At 67.0% G+C, this 20,328-nt stretch carries 17 protein-coding genes; 8 read left to right on the plus strand and 9 right to left on the minus strand.

Annotated features, from left to right (window positions below; translation table 11 throughout):
• Nucleotides 1–71: 71 nt before the first annotated feature.
• A complete protein-coding gene (locus tag ACVK00_RS33535) occupies nt 72–776 on the plus strand; it encodes a pirin family protein (protein ID WP_284901266.1) in 705 nt (234 codons plus the stop codon).
• Nucleotides 777–854: 78 nt separating this feature from the next.
• Here the strand turns inward: ACVK00_RS33535 and ACVK00_RS33540 are convergent, their stop codons facing one another.
• The 3 genes from ACVK00_RS33540 to ACVK00_RS33550 are packed head-to-tail and all read right to left on the minus strand — an operon-like array spanning nt 855 to nt 2,994.
• The gene (locus ACVK00_RS33540; protein ID WP_284901268.1) at nt 855–1,451 is read right to left on the minus strand and encodes an NADPH-dependent F420 reductase; all 597 of its coding nucleotides are present in this window, start codon (nt 1,449–1,451) and stop codon (nt 855–857) included.
• A 27-nt stretch (nt 1,452–1,478) separates the two neighbouring features.
• Nucleotides 1,479–2,246 carry an SDR family NAD(P)-dependent oxidoreductase gene (locus ACVK00_RS33545; RefSeq protein ID WP_228910533.1) on the minus strand — a complete coding sequence of 256 codons (768 nt, stop codon included), beginning with the start codon at nt 2,244–2,246 and terminating at the stop codon, nt 1,479–1,481.
• 13 nt (nt 2,247–2,259) lie between these two features.
• Complete coding sequence (locus ACVK00_RS33550) at nt 2,260–2,994, minus strand: SDR family NAD(P)-dependent oxidoreductase (protein ID WP_284901271.1); 735 nt, start codon at nt 2,992–2,994, stop codon at nt 2,260–2,262.
• A gap of 106 nt (nt 2,995–3,100) precedes the next feature.
• Here ACVK00_RS33550 and ACVK00_RS33555 point away from each other — a divergent pair, with 106 nt between their 5' ends.
• The 5 genes from ACVK00_RS33555 (at nt 3,101) to ACVK00_RS33575 (ending at nt 9,771) form a co-directional block, all read left to right on the plus strand.
• The gene (locus tag ACVK00_RS33555; protein WP_284901273.1) at nt 3,101–4,042 is read left to right on the plus strand and encodes a LysR family transcriptional regulator; all 942 of its coding nucleotides are present in this window, start codon (nt 3,101–3,103) and stop codon (nt 4,040–4,042) included.
• Nucleotides 4,043–4,423: 381 nt separating this feature from the next.
• Complete coding sequence (locus ACVK00_RS33560; protein ID WP_354123415.1) at nt 4,424–5,014, plus strand: dimethylsulfoniopropionate lyase; 591 nt, start codon at nt 4,424–4,426, stop codon at nt 5,012–5,014.
• 546 nt (nt 5,015–5,560) lie between these two features.
• Nucleotides 5,561–7,162, plus strand: a complete 1,602-nt coding sequence (locus ACVK00_RS33565) for a Re/Si-specific NAD(P)(+) transhydrogenase subunit alpha (RefSeq protein ID WP_175661096.1) — start codon at nt 5,561–5,563, stop codon at nt 7,160–7,162.
• Nucleotides 7,163–7,175: 13 nt separating this feature from the next.
• A complete protein-coding gene (gene pntB / locus ACVK00_RS33570) occupies nt 7,176–8,588 on the plus strand; it encodes a Re/Si-specific NAD(P)(+) transhydrogenase subunit beta (protein WP_012371937.1) in 1,413 nt (470 codons plus the stop codon).
• Nucleotides 8,589–8,697: 109 nt separating this feature from the next.
• Complete coding sequence (locus tag ACVK00_RS33575; RefSeq protein ID WP_284901278.1) at nt 8,698–9,771, plus strand: NAD-dependent epimerase/dehydratase family protein; 1,074 nt, start codon at nt 8,698–8,700, stop codon at nt 9,769–9,771.
• Nucleotides 9,772–9,954: 183 nt separating this feature from the next.
• On the opposite strand, the gene ACVK00_RS33580 is transcribed toward ACVK00_RS33575, so the two are convergent.
• On the minus strand, nt 9,955–11,118 hold the full coding sequence (locus ACVK00_RS33580; RefSeq protein WP_284901280.1) for an AraC family transcriptional regulator: 1,164 nt from the start codon (nt 11,116–11,118) through the stop codon (nt 9,955–9,957).
• Nucleotides 11,118–12,752, minus strand: a complete 1,635-nt coding sequence (locus tag ACVK00_RS33585; protein WP_284901282.1) for an AMP-binding protein — start codon at nt 12,750–12,752, stop codon at nt 11,118–11,120. Before ACVK00_RS33585 ends, ACVK00_RS33580 begins: the two co-directional genes overlap by 1 nt.
• Before the next feature lie 319 nt (nt 12,753–13,071).
• Here ACVK00_RS33585 and ACVK00_RS33590 point away from each other — a divergent pair, with 319 nt between their 5' ends.
• Nucleotides 13,072–14,172, plus strand: coding sequence for an AraC family transcriptional regulator (locus tag ACVK00_RS33590; protein WP_284901284.1), 1,101 nt, complete (start codon nt 13,072–13,074; stop codon nt 14,170–14,172).
• Between the two features lie 41 nt (nt 14,173–14,213).
• Here ACVK00_RS33590 and ACVK00_RS33595 read toward each other — a convergent pair whose 3' ends face one another.
• The 4 genes from ACVK00_RS33595 to ACVK00_RS33610 all read right to left on the minus strand — a co-directional run bounded on the left by ACVK00_RS33595 (nt 14,214) and on the right by ACVK00_RS33610 (nt 18,604).
• Entirely contained in the window at nt 14,214–15,707 is a 1,494-nt protein-coding gene (locus ACVK00_RS33595) for a sensor histidine kinase (protein WP_284901321.1), read from the minus strand.
• The gene (locus ACVK00_RS33600; protein ID WP_011660683.1) at nt 15,707–16,426 is read right to left on the minus strand and encodes a response regulator transcription factor; all 720 of its coding nucleotides are present in this window, start codon (nt 16,424–16,426) and stop codon (nt 15,707–15,709) included. Before ACVK00_RS33600 ends, ACVK00_RS33595 begins: the two co-directional genes overlap by 1 nt.
• Nucleotides 16,427–16,738: 312 nt before the next feature.
• Nucleotides 16,739–17,776, minus strand: coding sequence for a LysR family transcriptional regulator (locus ACVK00_RS33605; RefSeq protein WP_284901287.1), 1,038 nt, complete (start codon nt 17,774–17,776; stop codon nt 16,739–16,741).
• An 84-nt stretch (nt 17,777–17,860) separates the two neighbouring features.
• A complete protein-coding gene (locus ACVK00_RS33610; RefSeq protein ID WP_284901288.1) occupies nt 17,861–18,604 on the minus strand; it encodes an SDR family oxidoreductase in 744 nt (247 codons plus the stop codon).
• Nucleotides 18,605–18,808: 204 nt separating this feature from the next.
• Between ACVK00_RS33610 and pdxR the strand changes: the two genes are divergently transcribed.
• Entirely contained in the window at nt 18,809–20,308 is a 1,500-nt protein-coding gene (pdxR, locus tag ACVK00_RS33615; RefSeq protein WP_284901290.1) for a MocR-like pyridoxine biosynthesis transcription factor PdxR, read from the plus strand.
• Nucleotides 20,309–20,328: the final 20 nt, after the last annotated feature.

Here is a 20,328-nt window from a genome sequence, read left to right on the forward strand (position 1 = left end):
TGGCTCGGGTGCGGTGGACGCGTCTTCGACGATCGCACGCCGCGCCCGGCATACGCGTACCGAGTCCCGTCATGATTGAACGACGCGCTTTTCTTGCGCTTGCCGCGATCCGGCGCGGCGGTGTCGACGTCCGCCAGCATTTCAGCGTGAGCGAATCCGGGCACGGAGAAGCGCCGCTCGGTCCCCTCCTCGTGTGGAACGACGTCGAGTTCGCGCCGCACTCGGGCTTCGGCCTGCGTGCTCACCGCGACGTCGAGATCGTCACGTGGGTACGTTCGGGCGCAATCACGCACGAAGACGACGCGGGCAATCGCGCGCGCCTGGTCGCCAATTCCGTCCATGTGATGAGTGCCGGCGCGGCGCTCCATTGCGCAGAGCGCAACGAGGAAAATGTACCCGCGCGGCAATTCCAGATACGGCTACGTCCGCGCACACCGGCCAGTACGTCGCGCTGCGCGACGCGCGTCTGTTCGCTCGGATGTCGCGAGAGCCGATTCGTTACGCTGGCGAGCGGCGATCCGGAGGATGTCCGCGCCGGCGCATTGCCCATTCACGCCGACGCACGGATGCGTATCGCGACGCTGCGCGAAGGCACGGCGATGCGGCACGCTTTGCCGCTGTCCGGTTCTGCCTATCTGGTTGTGGAACATGGGCGAGTGGACGTGGGGCACATCACGCTGGCGCGACGCGACGGCCTCACCATTCGCGATGAAACGTGCGTTACGTTGAGAGCGAAAGACGACACGGATGTCGTGATTGTCGAACTCTTGTGCTAGGACAGGTGCTTCATCAGCGCGCGCCGCGCCAGCGTTCAGTGTCATTTCCGGCGGAAATATCCGGAAAACGGTTGGTCCTCAGTCGAACGTGATCAAGTCCTTGAAGATCAGTTGTCCCCAGTTATTTCCGAGCGCGTGCACAAGCAGCCCACCGTCCGAAAGCCCACCCAGTTTGATCGGCGCGAAACCGAGTTTTTCCGCAAGCGCGCCAATCTCCGCTGCGGCGCCGTCATCGTCGCTCGCCAGGAACACGACCCTCCTGCCCCCATGTATGGCCGGGTCCTGGCCGAGGACGGCGGCAACCAGATGATTGAAGCCTTTCACCAGCCTGGCTCCGCTGAACGCGTTCGCGACGAAAGCAGAGGACGGAAGACCGCCCAGTTCCTCGAGCGGGGCCTGCGTGTTCATCGCGTCGATCACGGTCTTCCCCTTCCAGTCGGGCAGCGCTTTTGCGACCTCCGGGTGCGACTCGAAACGGACAGCCAGAAAGATGATGTCCGCCTTGACGGCTTCCGCCAGGGTTTTGGGAATGATCGTGGGGCCGATCGCGGCCGCATCGGCCGCAAAGCGTTCCGGGTCGCGCGTGGTTGCAACGGCCACTTCGATGCCGTTGCGGGCGAACGCCTTGGCAAGTGCGTGGCCGATCTTGCCGAAGCCAATGATTGCGTAACGCATATGTTTCTCCTTCGTTTCTCGGCGCGGTCAGAGCTTGTAACCGCCGCTTGCTTCAATCGTCTGGCCGGTCACCCAATGGCCATCATCGGAGGCCAGGAACGCCACGACGGCGGCGATTTCCGAAGGCTCGCCAAAGCGGCCCAACGCGATCTGGGCCTCGGCCGCCTTGACGAGTTCGGGATTCTCCCGAAAGGCGGCGTTCGCATCCGTTCGCGTGAAGCCCGGCGCAACGGCGTTCGCGGTGATGCCACGCGGCCCCAGCTCGATGGCGAGCGTATGGGTCAGCGTATTGATGGCGGCTTTCGCCATTGAATAGACGGGCGCTGCGGTCACGGGCTTCGTGGCGGCAGCGGAAGAAATGTTGATGATGCATGCACCATCGGCGAGACGATCCAGCGCGGCCTGAATGATGAAGAACGGCGCGCGGGCGTAGACGGCCATCAGCGTGTCCCAGCTTTCCGGCGTTGCGTCCTTGAAGCCAAGCCAGCCGGTATTGCCGGCGTTGTTGACCAGAATGTCGAGCGCTCGGCTGCCGTTCCGCTGGGTAAACTCGTCGTCGAGTCTCTCGAACAAAGCCGGGACGGTCGCCGGCTCAACGAGATCCGCGTGGATCGCGAACGCGGTGCCTCCCGCTTTCTCGATGGCTGCAATTGCTTCGTCCGCGCCGGATTTGCTGGCGTTGTAGGTGAGCGCGACGGTCGCACCGTCCTTTGCAAGGCGTTCGGCGATGGCGCGGCCAATGCCCCGCGATGCCCCGGTCACGAGTGCTGTTTTGCCCTTCAGGGATTGAGTCATTTGATCCTTCTCCTCAGAGTTGTGCCAGGCCACCGTCAACGGCGACCTCGCTGGCGGTCATGAAGCTGCTGTCCGACGACGCAAGAAAGGCCGCCACCGCGCCGATCTCGGCCGGATCGGCCATACGCTGGAGCGGGGTCATCGCCCCGTAGGCCTTCTGCCCCTCTTCGCCCAGCGCTTCCTTGGCCAGTTCGGTCGCCGTCGCCCCGGGCGACAGTACGTTTACCCGGATGCCGGTGCCCTTCAGGTCCTCCGCCCAAGTCCGCGCGAGGTTGCGCACTGCTGCCTTGCTCGCGCTGTAGGCCGTGAATCCTGGGGCTCCCGTGGTGCCGGCGCTCGACCCGGTCAGGATGATCGAACCACCTGCGCCCATCAGCGGCAGCGCCTTCTGGACCGTAAAGATCGTCCCCTTCACATTGGTGTCGAAGGTGTCGTCAATGTGCTCGGCGGTGATCTGGCCGAGAGGCAGCGGGCTTCCCGCCCCGGCGTTGGCGAAGACGATGTCGAGGGTTCCGCGCTCCGCCTTGACCGCCGCGTAGAGCCGGTCGAGATCGGTCGGATCGCAGACCGATCCCTTCACCGCGCGGGCATTGGGCCCAAGGTCGGCCACCGCAGCGTCGAGCGCTTCCTGCCGGCGGCCGAAGATGAAGACGAAGGCGCCCTCTTCAATGAAGCGTCGTGCCGCGGCGCGGCCGATGCCGGTAGCGCCACCGGTGATCACGGCGGTCTTTCCATTCAGTCTGTTCATGTCATGCACCCTTCGAAACAAAAGCGAGAAACTTGATTCTGGGGCTCTTGATTCATGAAGCCAATTGACTGAATATCTATAAATACCATCTACTTTCTAGATAGATATGCTGGACAACGTCACCATCAATCAACTTCGGGCCTTCGTCGCCGTGTGTGACCAGGGAAGCTTTTCCGGGGCGGCAAGAGAACTGAGGCGGGCGCAGTCGGCGATCAGTCACGCGATCAACGCGCTCGAGAATGCCTTTGACGTGATGCTGTTCGAGCGAAACACGCGCAAAGCGACGCTCACGGCAGCAGGCCGCAGCCTCCTGCCGGATGCGCGGGGGGTGATTGCGCGCACCGAGGAAATGAAGATGCGCGCGGTGGCGATTGCTGAAGCCGGTGTTCCGCAGGTCTCGGTCGCCGTGGATACCTATTTTCCGCGTGCGCACCTGATCGAATGCCTGCGCACCCTGCAAGCGGACTTTCCGACGGTCGCGATCAATCTGCGCATGACGACCATGCAGGGCGGCGAGCGCCTGGTGCTCGACGGCACGTGCGCATTGGCGGTAACGATCACCGATGTGCCGGAGCTGAGCCAAGACTCCATCGAGCGGCACCATTTATGTGACGCGCAAATGGTGACCGTCTGTGCGCCATCGCATCCGCTCGCGGCAATCAAGGGGCCGATTCCGCGGGAGGAATTTGGCCGGCACATCCAGCTCGTCGTCACGGACAATCAGCCCGATGCGGAAAAGACCCAACAGGGGGTCGCCGGTGAACGCCAGTGGTGGGTGAATGATCTCGGCGCGAAGCACGATCTGCTCAGGGGAGGCTTGTGCTGGGGGCACATGCCGCGCCATCTGGTCGAGGAAGACCTCGCGAACGGATTACTTGTCGAACTCCAACGGCGCGCGTGGCACATGCGCGCCCTCACGTTCATGATCTCCCAGCGGCGCGGCTACTCGTTTTCCGAAAGCGAGACACGGCTGGTCGAACTCCTTGGCCATCGTCATCCCGTCCCGAAGGGTGGCAAGGCCAAGGTCGGCGTGACGCGCGGTCGCTGACGGATTTGCCCGGCGACGCTGCGCGAACCGCGACGTGAGCACCGGCCGAATCCGTCGCGTTGCGGCTGCTTCTACTGCCTGGCAAACCGGCATCAACCACGCTGCCATTCGTCGCAGGTTCCTCGCGATCGCATCTCGACGCGTGTTTCAGGAACAGAGGCGGTGACACAATGATCGCGGTCTGAGCAGTGGGCTGCTTGAATCCGGAATGCGACCATTGGCATCAACATGGTTCACCGGGCCGCCCCACGGAAATCCGCAAAGAACCCACTACATGGCGGCCGGCGCCAAATCGGTCGACCTTTTTCGCCGTCCGGGCCCGCGCGTTTCTGCGTAGACTTTCATCTGATCAGGCCACATGACCGGGGAGCAGCGACGAAGATGAATGAACGCCCGAAGCCCATCGCGGATTTCGTCCGGATCGCCGCCGGACTGTTCCAGTCGGACAAGCTTCCCCCTGCCGCGCGCGCGTTCGCGCCGCGAGTATTCGCCCGGTTGCAGCAGCCGTCGGATGACGGCAAACGGCTCGCGGTGCGATACCCCGCATGCGAATGGCTCGACCCAGCGCTCGAGTCGGTCGCGCGCGTCGACCCGACGTTCGTCACCGTCGCGCAGCTGATCAAGTCGCTCGAGCCCGTGATCGGATGGTCGCGTCGCACGTCGGGAAAGAACGGCAGTCCGAACTATATCGACGGGCACGTGAACGGAATGATCTGCGGGCCCGGCGGCGCGGAGAGCCGCGACGACATCCAGCTCGGCTTCTCGTTGATGATGCCCAATGTCAGATATCCGGATCATGGTCACGCGCCGGAGGAAGCGTACGTGCTGATGACCGCCGGTGAATTCCGGCAGCAAAACGGCGCGTGGTTTGATCCCGGGATCGGTGGCGGCATCCACAACCCGCCGGGAGCGCTGCATGCGATGCGCTCCGGCGACGCACCGTTCCTCGCGATCTGGTGCCTGCTGAATTGATCTGACGAGCGACGCGATGTGCCAACGGCGCCGCCTGTGGTCAGCGGTCAGCCATTGGCCTACCGGCCGGTCGGGATCGCTTCAGGCCGCTATTGAAAGGAGCATATGCGTTTCGGGGTCGACCAGATTTTGTCCGGCAAACATGTGAACGATTCCACGCCGAGGACCGCCGAGGGGAGCCGGCCATGGGATCCGGCAAAGGAACCCTGTTATGGGGAAACCTATCCGGGGCCGCCGAGCGCAGGCCGGCTCGAGCCACCACGCCGCACCGCGAAAGCGGCAGCGAGCCTGGCTCGTCAACACCCGTTCGGCCGACGCGATATTGCTCGCGCGTGGATAAAACGCAACAGTAGAACGGACGACGAGCTCGATGCGCTCCTCCTCGATCGCGCCGTCGTTATGAGGCATACTCTATTCGCGCTCAGCGAACGATCGTTCTTTTTTAAACGCAAGCCGTCGCGCGCGCCACTAAACAAGCACATGATTCTGTTACCTTGACGCACCGGCCCGCGCGCAATGCAATGGCCATCACCCATCTTTCACACTATGACACTACAGATTGGGATTCCTCTGGAGACAGCCACTGGCGAACGGCGCGTTGCGACCGTACCCGAAGTGGTCGAGAAACTGATCAAGCTGGGGTTTTCGGTGGCCGTGCAAAGCGGCGCCGGCGCCGGCGCGAATTTTGACGACGATGCGTATCGCGCGGCCGGCGCGAGCATCGCCGCCTCGGCGGCCGAGCTCTGGTCCGGCAGCGACATCGTGTTCAAGGTGCGCCCGCCGAGTGCCGACGAAGTCGCGCTGATGCGCGAGGGCGGCACGCTGATCGGCTTCGTGTGGCCGGCGCAGAATCCCGAACTGATGCAGCAGCTGGCCGCGAAACGCGCGACGGTGCTCGCGATCGATTCGCTGCCGCGCACGCTGTCGCGCGCGCAGAAGATGGACGCGCTCACGTCGATGGCCGGCATCAGCGGCTACCGCGCGGTGATCGAGGCCGCGCATGCGTTCGGCCGCTTCCTGAACGGCCAGGTCACGGCGGCCGGCAAGGTCCCGCCGGCCAAGGTCTTCATCGCCGGTGCCGGCGTCGCGGGCCTCGCCGCGATCGGCACGGCCGCGAGTCTCGGCGCGATCGTGCGCGCGAACGACACGCGCGCCGAGGTGGCCGATCAGGTCAAGTCGCTGGGCGGCGAGTTCGTCAAGGTCGACTATGAAGAGGAAGGCTCGGGCGGCGGCGGTTACGCGAAGGTGATGAGCGAAGGCTTCCAGCAGGCGCAGCGCGCGATGTACGCGCAGCAGGCCAAGGACGCCGACATCATCATCACGACCGCGCTGATCCCCGGCAAGCCGGCGCCGAAGCTGATCACCGCCGAGATGGTGCAGTCGATGAAGCCCGGCAGCGTGATCGTCGACATGGCCGCCGAACAGGGCGGCAACTGCGAACTCACGGTGCCCGGCGAGGCGGTCGTGCGCCACGGCGTGACCATCGTCGGCTATACGGATCTCGCATCGCGCCTGTCGCGGCAGTCGTCCACGCTGTACGGCACCAACCTGCTGCGCGTGATCGAGGAGCTGTGCAAGGCCAAGGACGGCACGATCAACGTCGACTTCGACGACGACGCGATCCGCGGCCTCACCGTCATCAAGGAAGGCAACATCACCTGGCCGCCGCCGCCGATCAAGCAGGCGGTCGTCGCACCCAAGCCCCCGGCGGCCGCCCCTGCCGCGGCCGCACCGGCGAAGTCCAAGGGCCACGGCCACAGCGGCGAGCCGATGTCGGCCAAGGCGCTCGCGATCGTGTTCGCGATCGGCGCACTGGCGTTCCTGCTGGTCGGCCAGTTCGCGCCGGCCAGCTTCCTGTCGCACTTCACGGTGTTCGTGCTCGCGTGCTTCGTCGGCTACATGGTGATCTGGAACGTCACGCCGTCGCTGCACACGCCGCTGATGAGCGTGACCAACGCGATCTCGTCGATCATCGCGATCGGCGCGCTCGTGCAGGTCGCGCCGCCGCTGGGCGAGCTGGCCAATGCCGGCGACCGTCCGTCCGGGCTGATCCTGGGTCTCGCGGTGGGCGCGCTGACGCTCACGGCCGTCAACATGTTCGGCGGCTTCGCGGTGACGCGTCGCATGCTGGCGATGTTCCGCAAATAAGGGGACGACAACAATGACTTCCAACCTGACTACCGTCTCCTATATCGGCGCCGCGATTCTGTTCATCCTCAGCCTCGGCGGGCTGGCCAATCCCGAGACCGCGCGCCGCGGCAACCTGCTCGGCATGATCGGCATGCTGATCGCCGTGCTGGCCACCGTGGCCGGTCCGCGCGTGTCGGCCGCGGGCATTCCGTACGTGATCGCCGCGCTGGTCGTCGGCGGTGCCGTCGGCCTGTACGCCGCGAAGAAGGTGCAGATGACGCAGATGCCGGAACTGGTCGCGCTGATGCACAGCCTGGTCGGTCTCGCGGCCTGCCTGGTCGGTTTCGCGAGCTATATCGATACGTCGCTGCAGCTCACCGGCGCCGAGAAGGCGATCCATGAAGTGGAGATCTACGTCGGCATCCTGATCGGCGCGGTCACCTTCGCGGGCTCGATCATCGCGTTCGGCAAGCTGTCCGGCAAGATCGGCGGCAAGCCGCTGCTGCTGCCGGCACGGCACTGGCTGAACCTGGCCGCGCTGCTGATCGTGATCTACTACGGCCGCGCGTTCCTGCATGCGGAAACCATCCAGGACGGCATGCTGCCGCTCCTCGTGATGACGGTGCTCTCGCTGCTGTTCGGCGTGCACATGGTGATGGCGATCGGCGGCGCGGACATGCCGGTCGTGGTGTCGATGCTCAACAGCTACTCGGGGTGGGCCGCGGCAGCCACCGGCTTCATGCTCGGCAACGACCTGCTGATCGTGATCGGCGCGCTGGTCGGCTCGTCCGGTGCGATCCTGTCGTACATCATGTGCCGCGCGATGAACCGCAACTTCATCAGCGTGATCGCGGGCGGCTTCGGCAGCGGCGCGGGCGCACCGGCGGCCGCCGGCGGCGCCGCGCAGCCGGCCGGCGAGGCGGTCGCGGTGAGCGCGATGGAAACGGCCGAGCTGCTGCGCGAAGCGAAGCGCGTGATCATCGTGCCGGGCTACGGGATGGCTGTCGCGCAAGCCCAGCACACGGTGTTCGAACTGACGAAGCTGCTGCGCGAGAAGGGTGTGGACGTGCGTTTCGCGATTCACCCGGTCGCGGGCCGCATGCCGGGCCACATGAACGTGCTGCTGGCCGAAGCGAAGGTGCCGTACGACATCGTGCTCGAAATGGACGAGATCAACGGCGACTTCCCCGAGGCCGACGTGTCGATGGTGATCGGCGCGAACGACATCGTGAATCCGGCCGCGCAGGACGACCCGTCGAGCCCGATCGCCGGCATGCCGGTGCTGGAAGTGTGGAAGGCGAAGACGTCGATCGTGATGAAGCGCAGCATGGCGTCCGGCTATGCGGGCGTCGACAATCCGCTGTTCTACAAGGACAACAACCGCATGTTGTTCGGGGATGCGAAGTCGATGCTCACTGAAATCTTCGGCGCACTGAAAGCCTGAGTGCGGCCTCGCGCGCGGAGCGGGCAGCCAGCCGCTCCCGCGCCGCGCCGCCTCCCCCGGCAGCAACAAGGCGGCATCATGTTCGACATCGTCCGTCACGGAACCCAAGATGATGAATATCGATACCGACCTGCCGGTGATGGTGACCGGCGCAACCGGCTACGTCGCGGGCTGGCTCGTGCAACGGTTGCTCGAAGCCGGCGTGACGGTGCATGCTGCCGTTCGTAATCCTGACGATCCCGACAAGCTCAAGTATCTGCAGCGCATCGCGGCCGGCCAGCCCGGCACGATCCGCTATTTCCGTGCCGACCTGCTCGAACCGGGCTCGTATGCGGACGCGATGGCCGGTTGCGGCACCGTGTTCCATACCGCATCGCCGTTCACCATCACGGTTCGTGATCCTCAGAAAGAACTGGTCGACCCGGCGCTGCTCGGCACGCGCAATGTGCTCGACACGGTGAACCGCACGCCGTCGGTCCGGCGCGTCGTGCTGACCAGCAGCTGCGCCGCGATCTACGGCGACAACGCCGACCTCGACGCGGTGCCGAACGGCGTGTTCACCGAGGCGAACTGGAATACCAGTTCGTCGCTGACGCACCAGCCCTATTCGTATTCGAAGACGGTGGCCGAGCGCGAAGCATGGCAGATCGCCGGCGCGCAGCAGCGCTGGCGTCTCGTCACCATCAATCCGTCGCTCGTCATCGGGCCGGGCATCAATCCGTACGCGACGTCGGAGAGCTTCGAGATCGTCCGGCAGATGGGCGACGGCACGATGAAAATGGGCGTGCCGGATCTCGGCATGGGCGCGGTCGACGTCCGCGATGTCGCCGACGCGCACCTGCGGGCCGCGTTCCTGCCGGACGCGAACGGCCGCTACATCGTGTCGGGTCACAACACGAGCCTGCCGGCGATGGCGGCGACGCTGCTCGAACGGTATGGCGCCGACTATCCGATCCCGCGGCGCATCCTGCCCAAATGGCTCGTGTGGTCGATCGGCCCGCTGGTGAACAAGGGCGTGACGCGCCGCGTCGTCGCCCGCAACGTCGGACTGCCGTGGCGCGCCGACAATGCCCGCAGCCGCAACGAACTCGGGATCCACTACCGCCCGCTCGCCGAGTCGATGAACGACTTCTTTCAGCAGCTGATCGAAACCGGACAATTGCGGCGAGGAACCGCTTCCTGATTTCACCGGGCCGGCAGGTCCTGCCGGTCGGCCCCGGCGTACACGTCGACGAACGGCTGCCGCACGCCGGGTATGTCCGCATGTGGCGCACGCCGGACGCACGATGATTCGTGCGCCAACGGGAGCCGTCCATGGGATCGCACGAAGGATGCCGGTTATGGGAGCGGGGTTGAAGCAACCGCGCTACGCGCGGCGCCGGTAAGTCCCCGGCGTGCTCCCCGTCCAGTGCCGGAATGCGCGATGAAACGCGCTCGGATCGTCGAAGCCGATATCGGCGCCGATCGCCGCGATCGTGTCGACCGTGTCGGTGAGCCGCTGGATCGCGATGTCGCGCCGCAGTTCGTCCTTGAGCGCCTGGAACGTCGTGCCTTCGGCGGCCAGGTGGCGGCTCAGCGTGCGCACCGAGCAATGCAGATGCTCGGCCGCCTCGTCGATCACCGGCAGGTCGGGCAGCGCCGCCGACAGGTATTGCCGCACGCGATGGCACACGAGCTGTTCGCTGAACGATTCGAAGATCCAGTCGCCCGGCGCGCGCGCGAGGAACTTGCGCAGGTTGCGCTTGCTCTGCCGGATCGGTGCGTCGAGGTAATCGGCGCTGAAGCGCATCAGCGTGCGTTCGCAGTCGAACTGCACGGAGCCGGAGAAGAAGTACAGGTGTTCGACCGCATGGCGCGGCCGCGGACACGCGAGCTCGATCTGCAGCAGCGGGATCTTCTGCCCGATCAACCAGGAACACACGCCATGCACGAGCTTGAGCATCAGCTCCTGGCCGAGCGCGCCGATCGGGCCGACGGCCGGGTTCGGCCGCAGCAGCACCTGCGCGACCAGGCCATCGCGCTTCGATTCGACGAAGAAGTCGTCGAGCAGGATATGGAAGAACTGGCCGAAACGATGCAGCGCCGTTTCGAGGTTGCGCGCATCGAGCAGGCTCAGGCACAGGTACTTCAGCGTGCCGCCGCGCAACGGGCGCGAGAAGATGCCCGGCATCTCGTCGTCGAGGTCGATCGCGAGCGTGCGGTACAGCGTCGAGAACTGCTCTTCCGTCACGCGCGCATGCGGCTCGCCGAGCAGCTCGAGCGGTATGCCGGCCCCGCGCAGGTAGCGCTCGACCACGTCGCGCTGCGCACCCGCGCTCGCCAGAAAACCGTTGACGAGCGAGATCGGCACCGTCGCGCTCGGCGACGGCAGCGCACGCCCGGGCTGGGCGGAAGGTGAGTCTGAACCGGTCATCGCGTCCCCGTCGGTCGAACCGCCCGCATTGTACTTGAGCGGCCCGGACCGGACTGTCGGGGCTTTCGCCGGCACGCCGGCCCGCACGTCGGCAGCCGCGCGGCGCGTCGGCGCCATCAGTCCGCGCGGCTGAGTTCCCGGCGCAGGATCTTGCCGACCGTCGACTTCGGCAGCCGGTCGACCAGGCGGATCAGCTTCGGCACCTTGTACGCAGCGAGGTTCGCGCGGCAATGCGCGACGATCTGCGCGTCGGTCAAGGCCGCGTCCGGCGCGGGCACCACGAACAGCTTGACGGCCTCGCCGGTGCGCTCGTCCGGCACGCCGATGCATGCGCATTCGGCGACGCCCGCCAGCGCGGTCGCCACCGCTTCCACCTCGTTCGGGTACACGTTGAAGCCCGACACGATGATCATGTCCTTCTTGCGGTCGACGATCTTCAGGAAGCCGGCCGCATCGAACACGCCGATGTCGCCGGTGCGGAAGTAGCCGTCCGCGGTAAACGCGGCCGCGTTCGCCTCCGGCTTCTGCCAGTAGCCGCCCATCACCTGCGGCCCCTGCACGCAGATCTCGCCCGCTTCGCCGATCTCAACCTCGCGATCCTGGTCGTCCAGCAGCTTCACGTCGGTCGACGGCAGCGGCAGGCCCGTCGTGCCCGTGAACACGTCGATCGACTGCGGGTTGAACGTGACCACCGGCGACGTCTCCGACAGCCCGTACCCTTCGCGAATGAAGTTGCCTGTGATCGCCTTCCAGCGCGCGGAGATCACGTCGATCACCGCCGCGCCGCCGCCGGCCGACAGCTTCAGCCGCGACCAGTCGACTTCGTTCAGCCGCGGATGGCCGGCGAGCCCCGCATACAGCGTATTGACGCCAACGAACACCGACGGTCGCGCGGCCTTCAGCACGTCGATGAAGCCGTCCATGTCGCGCGGATTCGCGACGAGCCAGTTCTCCGCGCCGATCGCGAAGTAGGACAGGAAGTTCACCGTCAGCGCGAAGATGTGATACAGCGGGATCGCCGTGACGATGACCTCCTCGCCCGGCCGCCGCGAATCCGGCACGATCGCGCCGAACTGCGCGATGTTCGCGACCAGGTTGCGATGCGACAGCGCGGCGCCCTTCGACAGCCCGGTCGTGCCGCCCGTGTACTGCAGCAGCAGCAGATCGTCGCCGCCAAGCGCGACCGGCTCGACCGCGAGCGATTCGCCCGCGGCAAGCGCATCCGCGAGTGCGATCGAGCCCGGCGGCAGCGCGTCGCACGCGCCGGCCGGCGCATCGACGACGCCGAGATCGCCGCGGCCCACGCTCAGCACGGTTCGTATGCGCGTCCTGCCGACCACGTCGGCGAACGTGCCCATCGATCCGCCGCATACCACGGCCACTTCGACGCCCGCGTCGTTGAGCTGATGTTCGAGCTCGTGCGCGGTGTAGAGCGGATTCACGTTGACCTGGATCGCGCCGATCCGCGCGAGCGCGACGAACACCACCGGAAAGGCGAGCACGTTGGGCAGCATCACGGCCACGCGGTCGCCCTTGCGTACGCCCGCGACCTGCTGCAGGTACGCGGCCAGCGCGGTCGACAGGCGGTCGACGTCGGCGTAGCTGAGCGTGCGGCCGAACGCGCGGAACGCGGGGCGCTCCGCGAAGCGGCGCATCGCGTCGTCCAGCAGCGCGGTTACGGAAGGATGGCGATCGGCATCGATCTCGGCGGGGATCGAGCCATACGAGCCGATCCAGTGTCTCTTCGTCATGTTCTGCTCCTCGGGGGACGGCGCCGGGCAGCGCCGTTCGCACAGCGACCCGCGCACCGTATGGGCAAAGGCCGCCGCCTGACCGGCGACTATCGCCCGCCAACGCGGCCTTGAAAATGATCCTGGCGGTCGAAAAGATGATCGAAACGGACACGCGGGCGCGCGGCGGCCCGCCTGTCGCCGCTTCCGCCCGTGCATCGGTCATGCCGTGTCCGGCCGTGCATACCGCTGCGCATCAGGGTGAACCCTATGGTGCCCGCGCGCGTTCCGGCGCAGAATCGCGCACCGGAACGATATCGAATCGGACGCAGAACCCGCCATGCCACGCAGCGCACTCTTGAAACCGACGGCCACCGGCCCCGCCTCGCTGCCGGACGCCCCGCCCGCCCAGGCGTCGCGCGAGAAGCGCTTCTCGCCGGCCAAGCTGGCCGTGCTCGTCGGCGTCGCCCAGGAACTCGGCCTCGATCCGGCCGCCGTGCTGGACGGCACCGGCCTGTCGCCGGACGCCGTCACCGATCCGTTCACGCTCACGTCGTCGCGGCAATTCCTGACCGCCGCGCGCAATGCGGTCGGCCGCTACGACGGCACCGATCTCGGCGTGCGCGTCGGCCGCCGGCTGCATGCGTCGAGCTACGGGATGTACGGCTACGCGATGCTGTGCTCGGAATCGCTCGCGCATGCGTTCGATTCGGCCGTCAAATATCACCAGCTCGCGAACGGGATGCTCGCGATCCGCTGGGTCGAACAGGGCGACACCGCGTCGTGGCTGTTCCCGGATCCGCACGAAGCCGCGCTGCCCGAGCCGGACCTGCCGCTGTACCGCTTCCTGATCGACATGCAGTTCGCGCTGCACGTGACGGTCATCAAGGACGTGATGGGTGCGTGGTGCGTGCCGGCCCGCGCGCAGTTCGCGCAGCCGCGGCCGGCGCACGCGGCGCAACTCGCCGACGCGCTCGAATGCCCGATCGCGTTCGACCAGCCGCACCATGTGTTGAGCTACCCGGCCGCGTGGCTCGCCCGCGCGCCGCAGCTCGCGAACCCGATCACCGCCGCGCAGGTGTCGTCGCACTGCGCGCGCCTGCTCGACGAACTGCGCAGCCAGGCCGGCGTCACGCGGCGCGTGTACCAGGAACTCACGCGCACGCCCGGGCAGTTCCCGGACATCGACGCGATCGCCGACACGCTGTGCATGACGTCGCGCACGCTGCGCCGCAAGCTCGACGCCGAAGGCACGTCGTACAGCGAGCTGCTGACGAGCGTGCGCAAGGCGCTCGCGATCGACTACCTGAGCACCACGACGCTCAGCACCGAGGACATCGCGCTGACGCTCGGCTTCAGCGATGCGGTCGGGTTCCGCCACGCGTTCAAGCGCTGGACCGGCACGACGCCGAGCGACGTGCGGCGCAAGCGCGGACGGTAAGCGCGCGGGCACATCGCCGCCGGGTTTCAGCACCGGCGGGTTCAATGCGTTTCACCGGGCGCCGGATGCGCGACCGGCAGCGCGAACTCGAACACCGCGCCGCGTCCGTCCCGATCGACGAGCCGGATCCCGCTGCCGTTGAGCACCAGCATCCGGTGCACGATCAGTAGCCCGAGCCCGCCGCTCGTCGCCGCGCCGCCGCTCATCGGCCGCTGCGGCCGCTGAAACAATCCTTCGCGCCGCGCCTGCGGAATCCCTTCTCCGGTATCCGACACGGTCACCACCACGCGATCGTCCTGCGGCGTCAGCGCCACTTCGACTTCGCCGTGCTGCGGCGTGTGCCGCAATGCGTTGTCGAGCAGGTTGGTCAGCACGCGCTCGATCATCCCGAGATCGGCCGAGACGACCGGCACGCGCGGCGGGATCCGCGCATGCAGCGCGATGCCGCGCGACTGCGCGGCCAGCTCGAACTTCTGGAACACGTCCTGCACGAGATCGACGAGCGAGAACGGCTCGCGCTCGGCCTGCACGCCGCCCGATTCGAGCCGTGCGAGTTCGAACAGCGCCTGCGCGAGCCGGCCGACCTTCGTGCTCTGCGCGAGCGCGATCGACAGGTAGCGGCGGCGCTCGGTCTCGGCGAGCGTGTCGGACTTCAGCGACAGCGTCTCCAGATAGCCGTGCAGCGACGTCAGCGGCGTGCGCAGGTCGTGCGAGATGTTCGTGATCAGTTCGCGCCGCTGCTGGTCCTGGCGCGTCAGCGCGCGCCACTGGTCGCCGATCCGGTCGGCCATCTGCGCGAACGCGGATTCGAGCACCGCGATGTCGTCGCCGCGCCGCCCCGGCGGCGAGCGCGGCACCGGCGGCTGCGTGTCGGGCGCGCCGTTCGCGTCGAACCGGCGCATCGCGTCGGTCAGCCGGCGCAGCGGGCGCGTGATGAAGCTGAACGCGGTCAGGCCCGCGAGCAGGCCGAGCAGCGCGACGACCGCCATCGACCACAGCGTCGTGCGCAGCACGTTGCCGGCGTCGACGCGCGCGACCAGTTGGTCGTGCGCTTCACCGAGCAGCACCACGTAGATGTAGCCGGACGGCGGCTGTCCCGGGCGCTGCAGCGGCGCGGCGCTGAACACCTTGCGCGCGTCGGGGCTGCGCGGGTCGTCGCCGAGGATCGGCAGCGGGTCGCCCGCGATGAAGCGCTGCACCGGCGCGAGATCGACGCGGTCGCGCTTCACGTGGCCCGGCGGCGCGTCGTCGCCCTCGATGCGCCCGGCGTTGTCGAGCAGGTACACCTCGACGCTCGGGTTCACGCCCATCAGCTGGCCGAACAGCGTGCGCACGGCGTCCGGGCGCAGCCCGTTCGCGTCCATCAGCGGCGTGCTGCTCGCGATGTGCGCGGCGAGATCGCGCGACAGGCCCTGCACGACTTCCTTCTCGCGCATGTCGTTCGCGCGGATCTGCAGCCATGCCGACGCGCCCGAGCACGCGAGCAGCAGCACCGCGAACACGCACGACAGCCGCTGGGTGAGGGTCAGTTTCATCATGCGTCCCGCTGGTCCGGCGCGGCGAGCTTGTAGCCGCGTCCCCATACGGTGAGGATCCGCACGGGCTCGGCCGGATCGGCCTCGACCTTCGCGCGCAGCCGGTTGATGTGGGTGTTCACCGTGTGTTCGTAGCCTTCGTGCTGGTAGCCCCACACCGCGTTCAGCAGGTCCATCCGCGAGAACACCTTGCCCGGATGCCGCGCGAAGAAATACAGCAGGTCGAATTCGCGCGGCGTGAGGTCGATGCGCGTGCCGTCGACGCTCGCTTCGCGCGCGATCGGGTCGATCGACAGGCCGGCGACGTCGAGCGTGCCGGCGTCGATCCGCGAATCGCGCGCGAGCGCGTCGACGCGCCGCAGCAGCGCCTTGACCCGCGCGACGAGTTCCAGCACCGAGAACGGTTTCGCCAGATAGTCGTCGGCGCCGAGCTCGAGGCCGAGGATCCGGTGCACCTCGCTCGAGCGCGCGCTGGTGATGATGATCGGCGTGTAGCGCGCCATCGCGCGGGCGCGCCGGCAGATTTCCAGGCCGTCGACGCCGGGCAGCATCAGGTCGAGGATCAGCGCGTCCCAGTTGCCCTGTTCGAGCAGGCGCAGGCCTTCCGTGCCGTCCGCGCTGTGCACGACTTCGTAGCGCTCGTCGCGCAGGTGCAGGCTCAGCACGTCGGCGATGTCGGCGTCGTCTTCGACGATGAGGATGCGTTTGGGGTGGTCCATGGCGGTCGGCGGCGGCACGTCGGTTGGGGGCTCACGGTCGGTGCGAAGTTGGGTTCCGGCCGCCCTCTCCGGGCCGGCAGGCCGGCCTGCCGGGGAAGGCGAATGGCGGCAGCAACGCCGCGCTGTCGCCATTGTGCAAAATTTTGCCGGCGACAGGGGTCACAATTCGTTTAAGTTTGAATCGCGCCCGTGATGTGAGCCAATGCCGGCAAGGCTATCCGACCCAGCCCCGGAGGATCCGAAACGCGAAACGTACGCCCGGCTTCCCGCACTGCGATGCGATTGGACGGCCGCCCGTCCGTCACGCATGCTTCAAGCCGCCAGCCCCGCCGGCGAAACCACCTGCACATCCGGATTGAACCGGGTCATGCAATTGAGATCGAGCGCGCGAATCTGCTCGGTCATGAAGTCGACGAAGATCCGAATGCGCGTCGGAAGATGCTGCCGGCTCAGATAGCAGATGTAGTGGCCGCGATCCTCCGGCACATGCTTCTCCAATGCGACGACGAGCTCGTTCGACGCGAGATGGTCGCGGATCTGGTAGCCCGCCATCTGCGCGATGCCCGCTCCGTTCAGCACCGCACGCAACACCAGATCCGTGTCGTTGAACGTGAGGCGCGACGTCGGCAGGTACTTCTGCGCGCGGCCGTCGACATTGAACTCCCATTCGAACACGCGACCGCTCGCAAAGCGGAAATTGATGCACTCGTGCCGGTCGAGGTCGTCGATGCGCTGCGGGAGGCCATGCCGCGCGACATACGACGGCGCCGCGCAGAGCGCCATCTGCATCGGAATCAGTTGCCGGGCGATGATGCTCGAATCCTCGATGCGCCCGTTGCGGAACGACACGTCGATTCGCTCCGACACCAGGTCGATCGGCCGGTCGTCGAGCAGCAGATCGATGATGATGTCCGGGTACGCGTGCGCGAACTTTTCCAGCAGCGGCGCGACGATCTTCCTGCCGAACCCCACGGCCGAGCTGATGCGGATGAGGCCGCGCGGCGGCCCCTGCCGCAACTCCAGCATGTCGTTCATGGCTTCCACGATCTGCGCCACGCCCTGATGGCAGTTCTCGAAGAATCGCTGGCCTTCGCACGTCAGTTCGGTCGTGCGCGTGGTGCGCTGGAACAGGCGCGTGCTCAACTGCGCCTCCAGCTTCTGCACGTTCCGGCTCACGGCCGGCCGTCCGACGCCGAGCCGTTCGGCGGCCTTGGTGAAGCTCCCCTCGCTCGCCACTGCAACGAATGCAAGGATGCCTGCATAGCTCGCACCGAAGCTCGCGGACATCGCATCGGCGCGACCGGTCAGTTCGCGACGAATGCCATGCTCCGATGGTTCCGAATGATTCATTTCCGTTGCCCCCAAGAGATGCCGATCATTCCGATTGCCCGCCGCCGGCGGGCGCCCGCGAGCCGCCGCACGTGCGCGTGCGAATCAGCGCGCGGCGAGCCACTGGTCGAGACCGATGCGGCCGAGCCGCGCGGCCCCGAGCGGCACCAGCGATTTTTCCTCGACGCGGCCGCCGTAGTAGCGGGCGTCGCGATCGATCACCACCGCGCGCGTGTCGCCGATCGACTTCAGATAGCGGGCGACGATCTCCGCGAACGGCGCGCGATCCGGGCCCGCGACCTCGATCGCACCGTTCTGCGGCGCGGCGAGCGCCGCCTGCGCGACGAATGCCGACACATCTTCCGCGGCGATCGGCTGAAACAGTCCGTCGCCGATGCGGACCGTGCCGTCTTCCGTGCCGGTATCCGCGATGCCGCCGATGAATTCCATGAATTGCGTCGCGCGAACGATGGTGTACGGAACGCCCGCCGCTTCGATCGCCTGTTCCTGCGCGACCTTGGCCGCGAAATAGCCGTTCTCCGGCATGCGGTCGCAGCCGACGATCGACAGCGCGACGTGATGGCGCACGCCGGCGGCCACTTCCGCCTTGCCGAGATTGCGTGCCGCCGTGCGGAAGAAGTCCAGCACCGCCTGCGGCTCCCATGACGGCGCATTCACCACGTCCACGACGACGTCCGCGCCGGTCAATGCGTCGGCCAGGCCTTCGCCCGTGATGATATTGACGCCGGTGCTCGGCGACGCAGCCAGCGCCTGATGGCCGGCTTCGCCGAGCAGCGTGACGACACGCGAGCCGATCAGGCCCGAACCACCGATGACAACGATCTTCATCGCAAAATCTCCTGACGAATGGATTGCATTGGACTGCTAGAGGTACGCGACGGCGCTGGATCCGATGAAAGGCGGTCGTCACCTCGCATCACGTGTCTCAATTGTGGAAGAATCATGTCCTATCCATAAGTGCCAAGAATCGTCGATCGGACTGGTCCATACGGCATCTGTTCCTGTCCCGTTCGCGTTACCCGAGAGACCGTGATGTCTGCGCAAACGCCCCCGCTGGCCATCGAAATCGACCGGCACCACCAGTTGCCGGTCTATCTGCAGATTTGCGAGCGGTTCAAGGCCGCGATCGCCGCCGGTCATCTGCGCCCCGGCGATCGCGTGCCCGCGCTGCGCGGCCTGGCGACGCAACTGAACACAGCGCGCGGCACGGTTGAACAGGCTTACACGATCCTGGTCGACGAGGGCTATCTGCAAATGCGCGGCGCGGCGGGCACGTTCGTCGCGCCGTCCCTGCCGGCTTCGCTGACGCAGCCGCCGCCCGCGCGCGCCGAACACGCCGACCCGCAGCGTGCGTCGGTCGCCTCGGACGACACTCCGCCGCCACGGCGAGCGCAGCCGATCGCCGTCGCGCTGAGCGGCGAGCCGCGCCCGCTGCAACCCGGGCTTCCCGCGCTCGATGCGTTTCCGCGCAAGGTCTGGCACCGGCTCATATCGCAGCGCGCGCGCAGCAGCGAACGCGCTCTGCTCGGCTACCCGAATCCGGCCGGTTACCGGCCGCTGCGCGAACACATCGCCACCTATCTGACGCTGTCGCGCGGCGTCACCTGCGTGCCGGAACAGGTGTTCGTCACCGGCGGCTACCGCGCCACGCTGGAACTCGTGCTGCGCAGCCTCGCGCGGGCGGACGAGCGCGTGTGGTTCGAGGATCCCGGCTATCTGCTCGCGCGCGGCTTCCTGTCCGAGACCGGCGTACAACTCGTCCCCGTGCCGGTGGACGCCGACGGGATCGACGTCGAGCGCGGCATGCAGCTCGACGCGCAGGCACGCTTCGCGGTGGTGACGCCGTCGCATCAGAGCCCGCTCGGGCATACGCTGTCGCTGTCCCGCCGCATCGCGCTGCTCGACTGGGCCGAGAAAATGTCGGGGTGGATCGTCGAGGACGACTACGACAGCGAGTTTCGCTATCTCGGCCGCCCGCTGCCCGCGTTGAAGAGTCTCGACCGGCGCGATCGCGTGATCTATTGCAGTACCTTCAGCAAGGCGATGTACCCCGGTTTGCGGCTTGCCTACGCGGTCGTGCCGGAGCGCGCCGTGGAGCGCGTCGAACGCGTGGCATGCAGCATGAATGCCGGTTCGCCGCCGCTCCTGCAGGCGGCGCTGGCCGATTTCATCGAACAGGGGCACTTTGCCCGGCATCTGAAGCGCATGCGCGCGCTGTACGGCGAGCGCCGCATGCTGATCGTGCACGCATTGCGTCAGGCGTTCGGCGAGCGGCTGATCGTCGAATTGCCGGTGGGCGGCATCCAGTTCGCGGTGCGATTCACCGACGGGCCCGATGGACCGGTCGACGACGTCGCCGTCGCTGCACGCGCGCGCGACGCCGGGCTCGCGGTCGTGCCGCTGTCGATCTGGTATACGAACAGCCACACGCCGCTCACGCCGCGCGGCCTCGTCATCGGGTTCGCGAACATCGTCGACGCGGACGAAGCGCAACGTCACGCAAACACGCTGCGCGCCTGTCTCGACCGCTGACGCGCGGCGGGGTCGCGCGT

The organism is Burkholderia sp. PvR073, from assembly GCF_054055695.1.

Bases quoted from the DNA above. Each gene is read 5' to 3' on its own strand.
- ACVK00_RS33535 (WP_284901266.1), top strand. From the start codon at position 72: ATGATTGAACGACGCGCTTTTCTTGCGCTTGCCGCGATCCGGCGCGGC.
- ACVK00_RS33540 (WP_284901268.1), bottom strand. From the start codon at position 1,451: ATGCGTTACGCAATCATTGGCTTCGGCAAGATCGGCCACGCACTTGCC.
- ACVK00_RS33545 (WP_228910533.1), bottom strand. From the start codon at position 2,246: ATGACTCAATCCCTGAAGGGCAAAACAGCACTCGTGACCGGGGCATCG.
- ACVK00_RS33550 (WP_284901271.1), bottom strand. From the start codon at position 2,994: ATGAACAGACTGAATGGAAAGACCGCCGTGATCACCGGTGGCGCTACC.
- ACVK00_RS33555 (WP_284901273.1), top strand. From the start codon at position 3,101: ATGCTGGACAACGTCACCATCAATCAACTTCGGGCCTTCGTCGCCGTG.
- ACVK00_RS33560 (WP_354123415.1), top strand. From the start codon at position 4,424: ATGAATGAACGCCCGAAGCCCATCGCGGATTTCGTCCGGATCGCCGCC.
- ACVK00_RS33565 (WP_175661096.1), top strand. From the start codon at position 5,561: ATGACACTACAGATTGGGATTCCTCTGGAGACAGCCACTGGCGAACGG.
- pntB (WP_012371937.1), top strand. From the start codon at position 7,176: ATGACTTCCAACCTGACTACCGTCTCCTATATCGGCGCCGCGATTCTG.
- ACVK00_RS33575 (WP_284901278.1), top strand. From the start codon at position 8,698: ATGATGAATATCGATACCGACCTGCCGGTGATGGTGACCGGCGCAACC.
- ACVK00_RS33580 (WP_284901280.1), bottom strand. From the start codon at position 11,118: ATGGCGCCGACGCGCCGCGCGGCTGCCGACGTGCGGGCCGGCGTGCCG.
- ACVK00_RS33585 (WP_284901282.1), bottom strand. From the start codon at position 12,752: ATGACGAAGAGACACTGGATCGGCTCGTATGGCTCGATCCCCGCCGAG.
- ACVK00_RS33590 (WP_284901284.1), top strand. From the start codon at position 13,072: ATGCCACGCAGCGCACTCTTGAAACCGACGGCCACCGGCCCCGCCTCG.
- ACVK00_RS33595 (WP_284901321.1), bottom strand. From the start codon at position 15,707: ATGAAACTGACCCTCACCCAGCGGCTGTCGTGCGTGTTCGCGGTGCTG.
- ACVK00_RS33600 (WP_011660683.1), bottom strand. From the start codon at position 16,426: ATGGACCACCCCAAACGCATCCTCATCGTCGAAGACGACGCCGACATC.
- ACVK00_RS33605 (WP_284901287.1), bottom strand. From the start codon at position 17,776: ATGAATCATTCGGAACCATCGGAGCATGGCATTCGTCGCGAACTGACC.
- ACVK00_RS33610 (WP_284901288.1), bottom strand. From the start codon at position 18,604: ATGAAGATCGTTGTCATCGGTGGTTCGGGCCTGATCGGCTCGCGTGTC.
- pdxR (WP_284901290.1), top strand. From the start codon at position 18,809: ATGTCTGCGCAAACGCCCCCGCTGGCCATCGAAATCGACCGGCACCAC.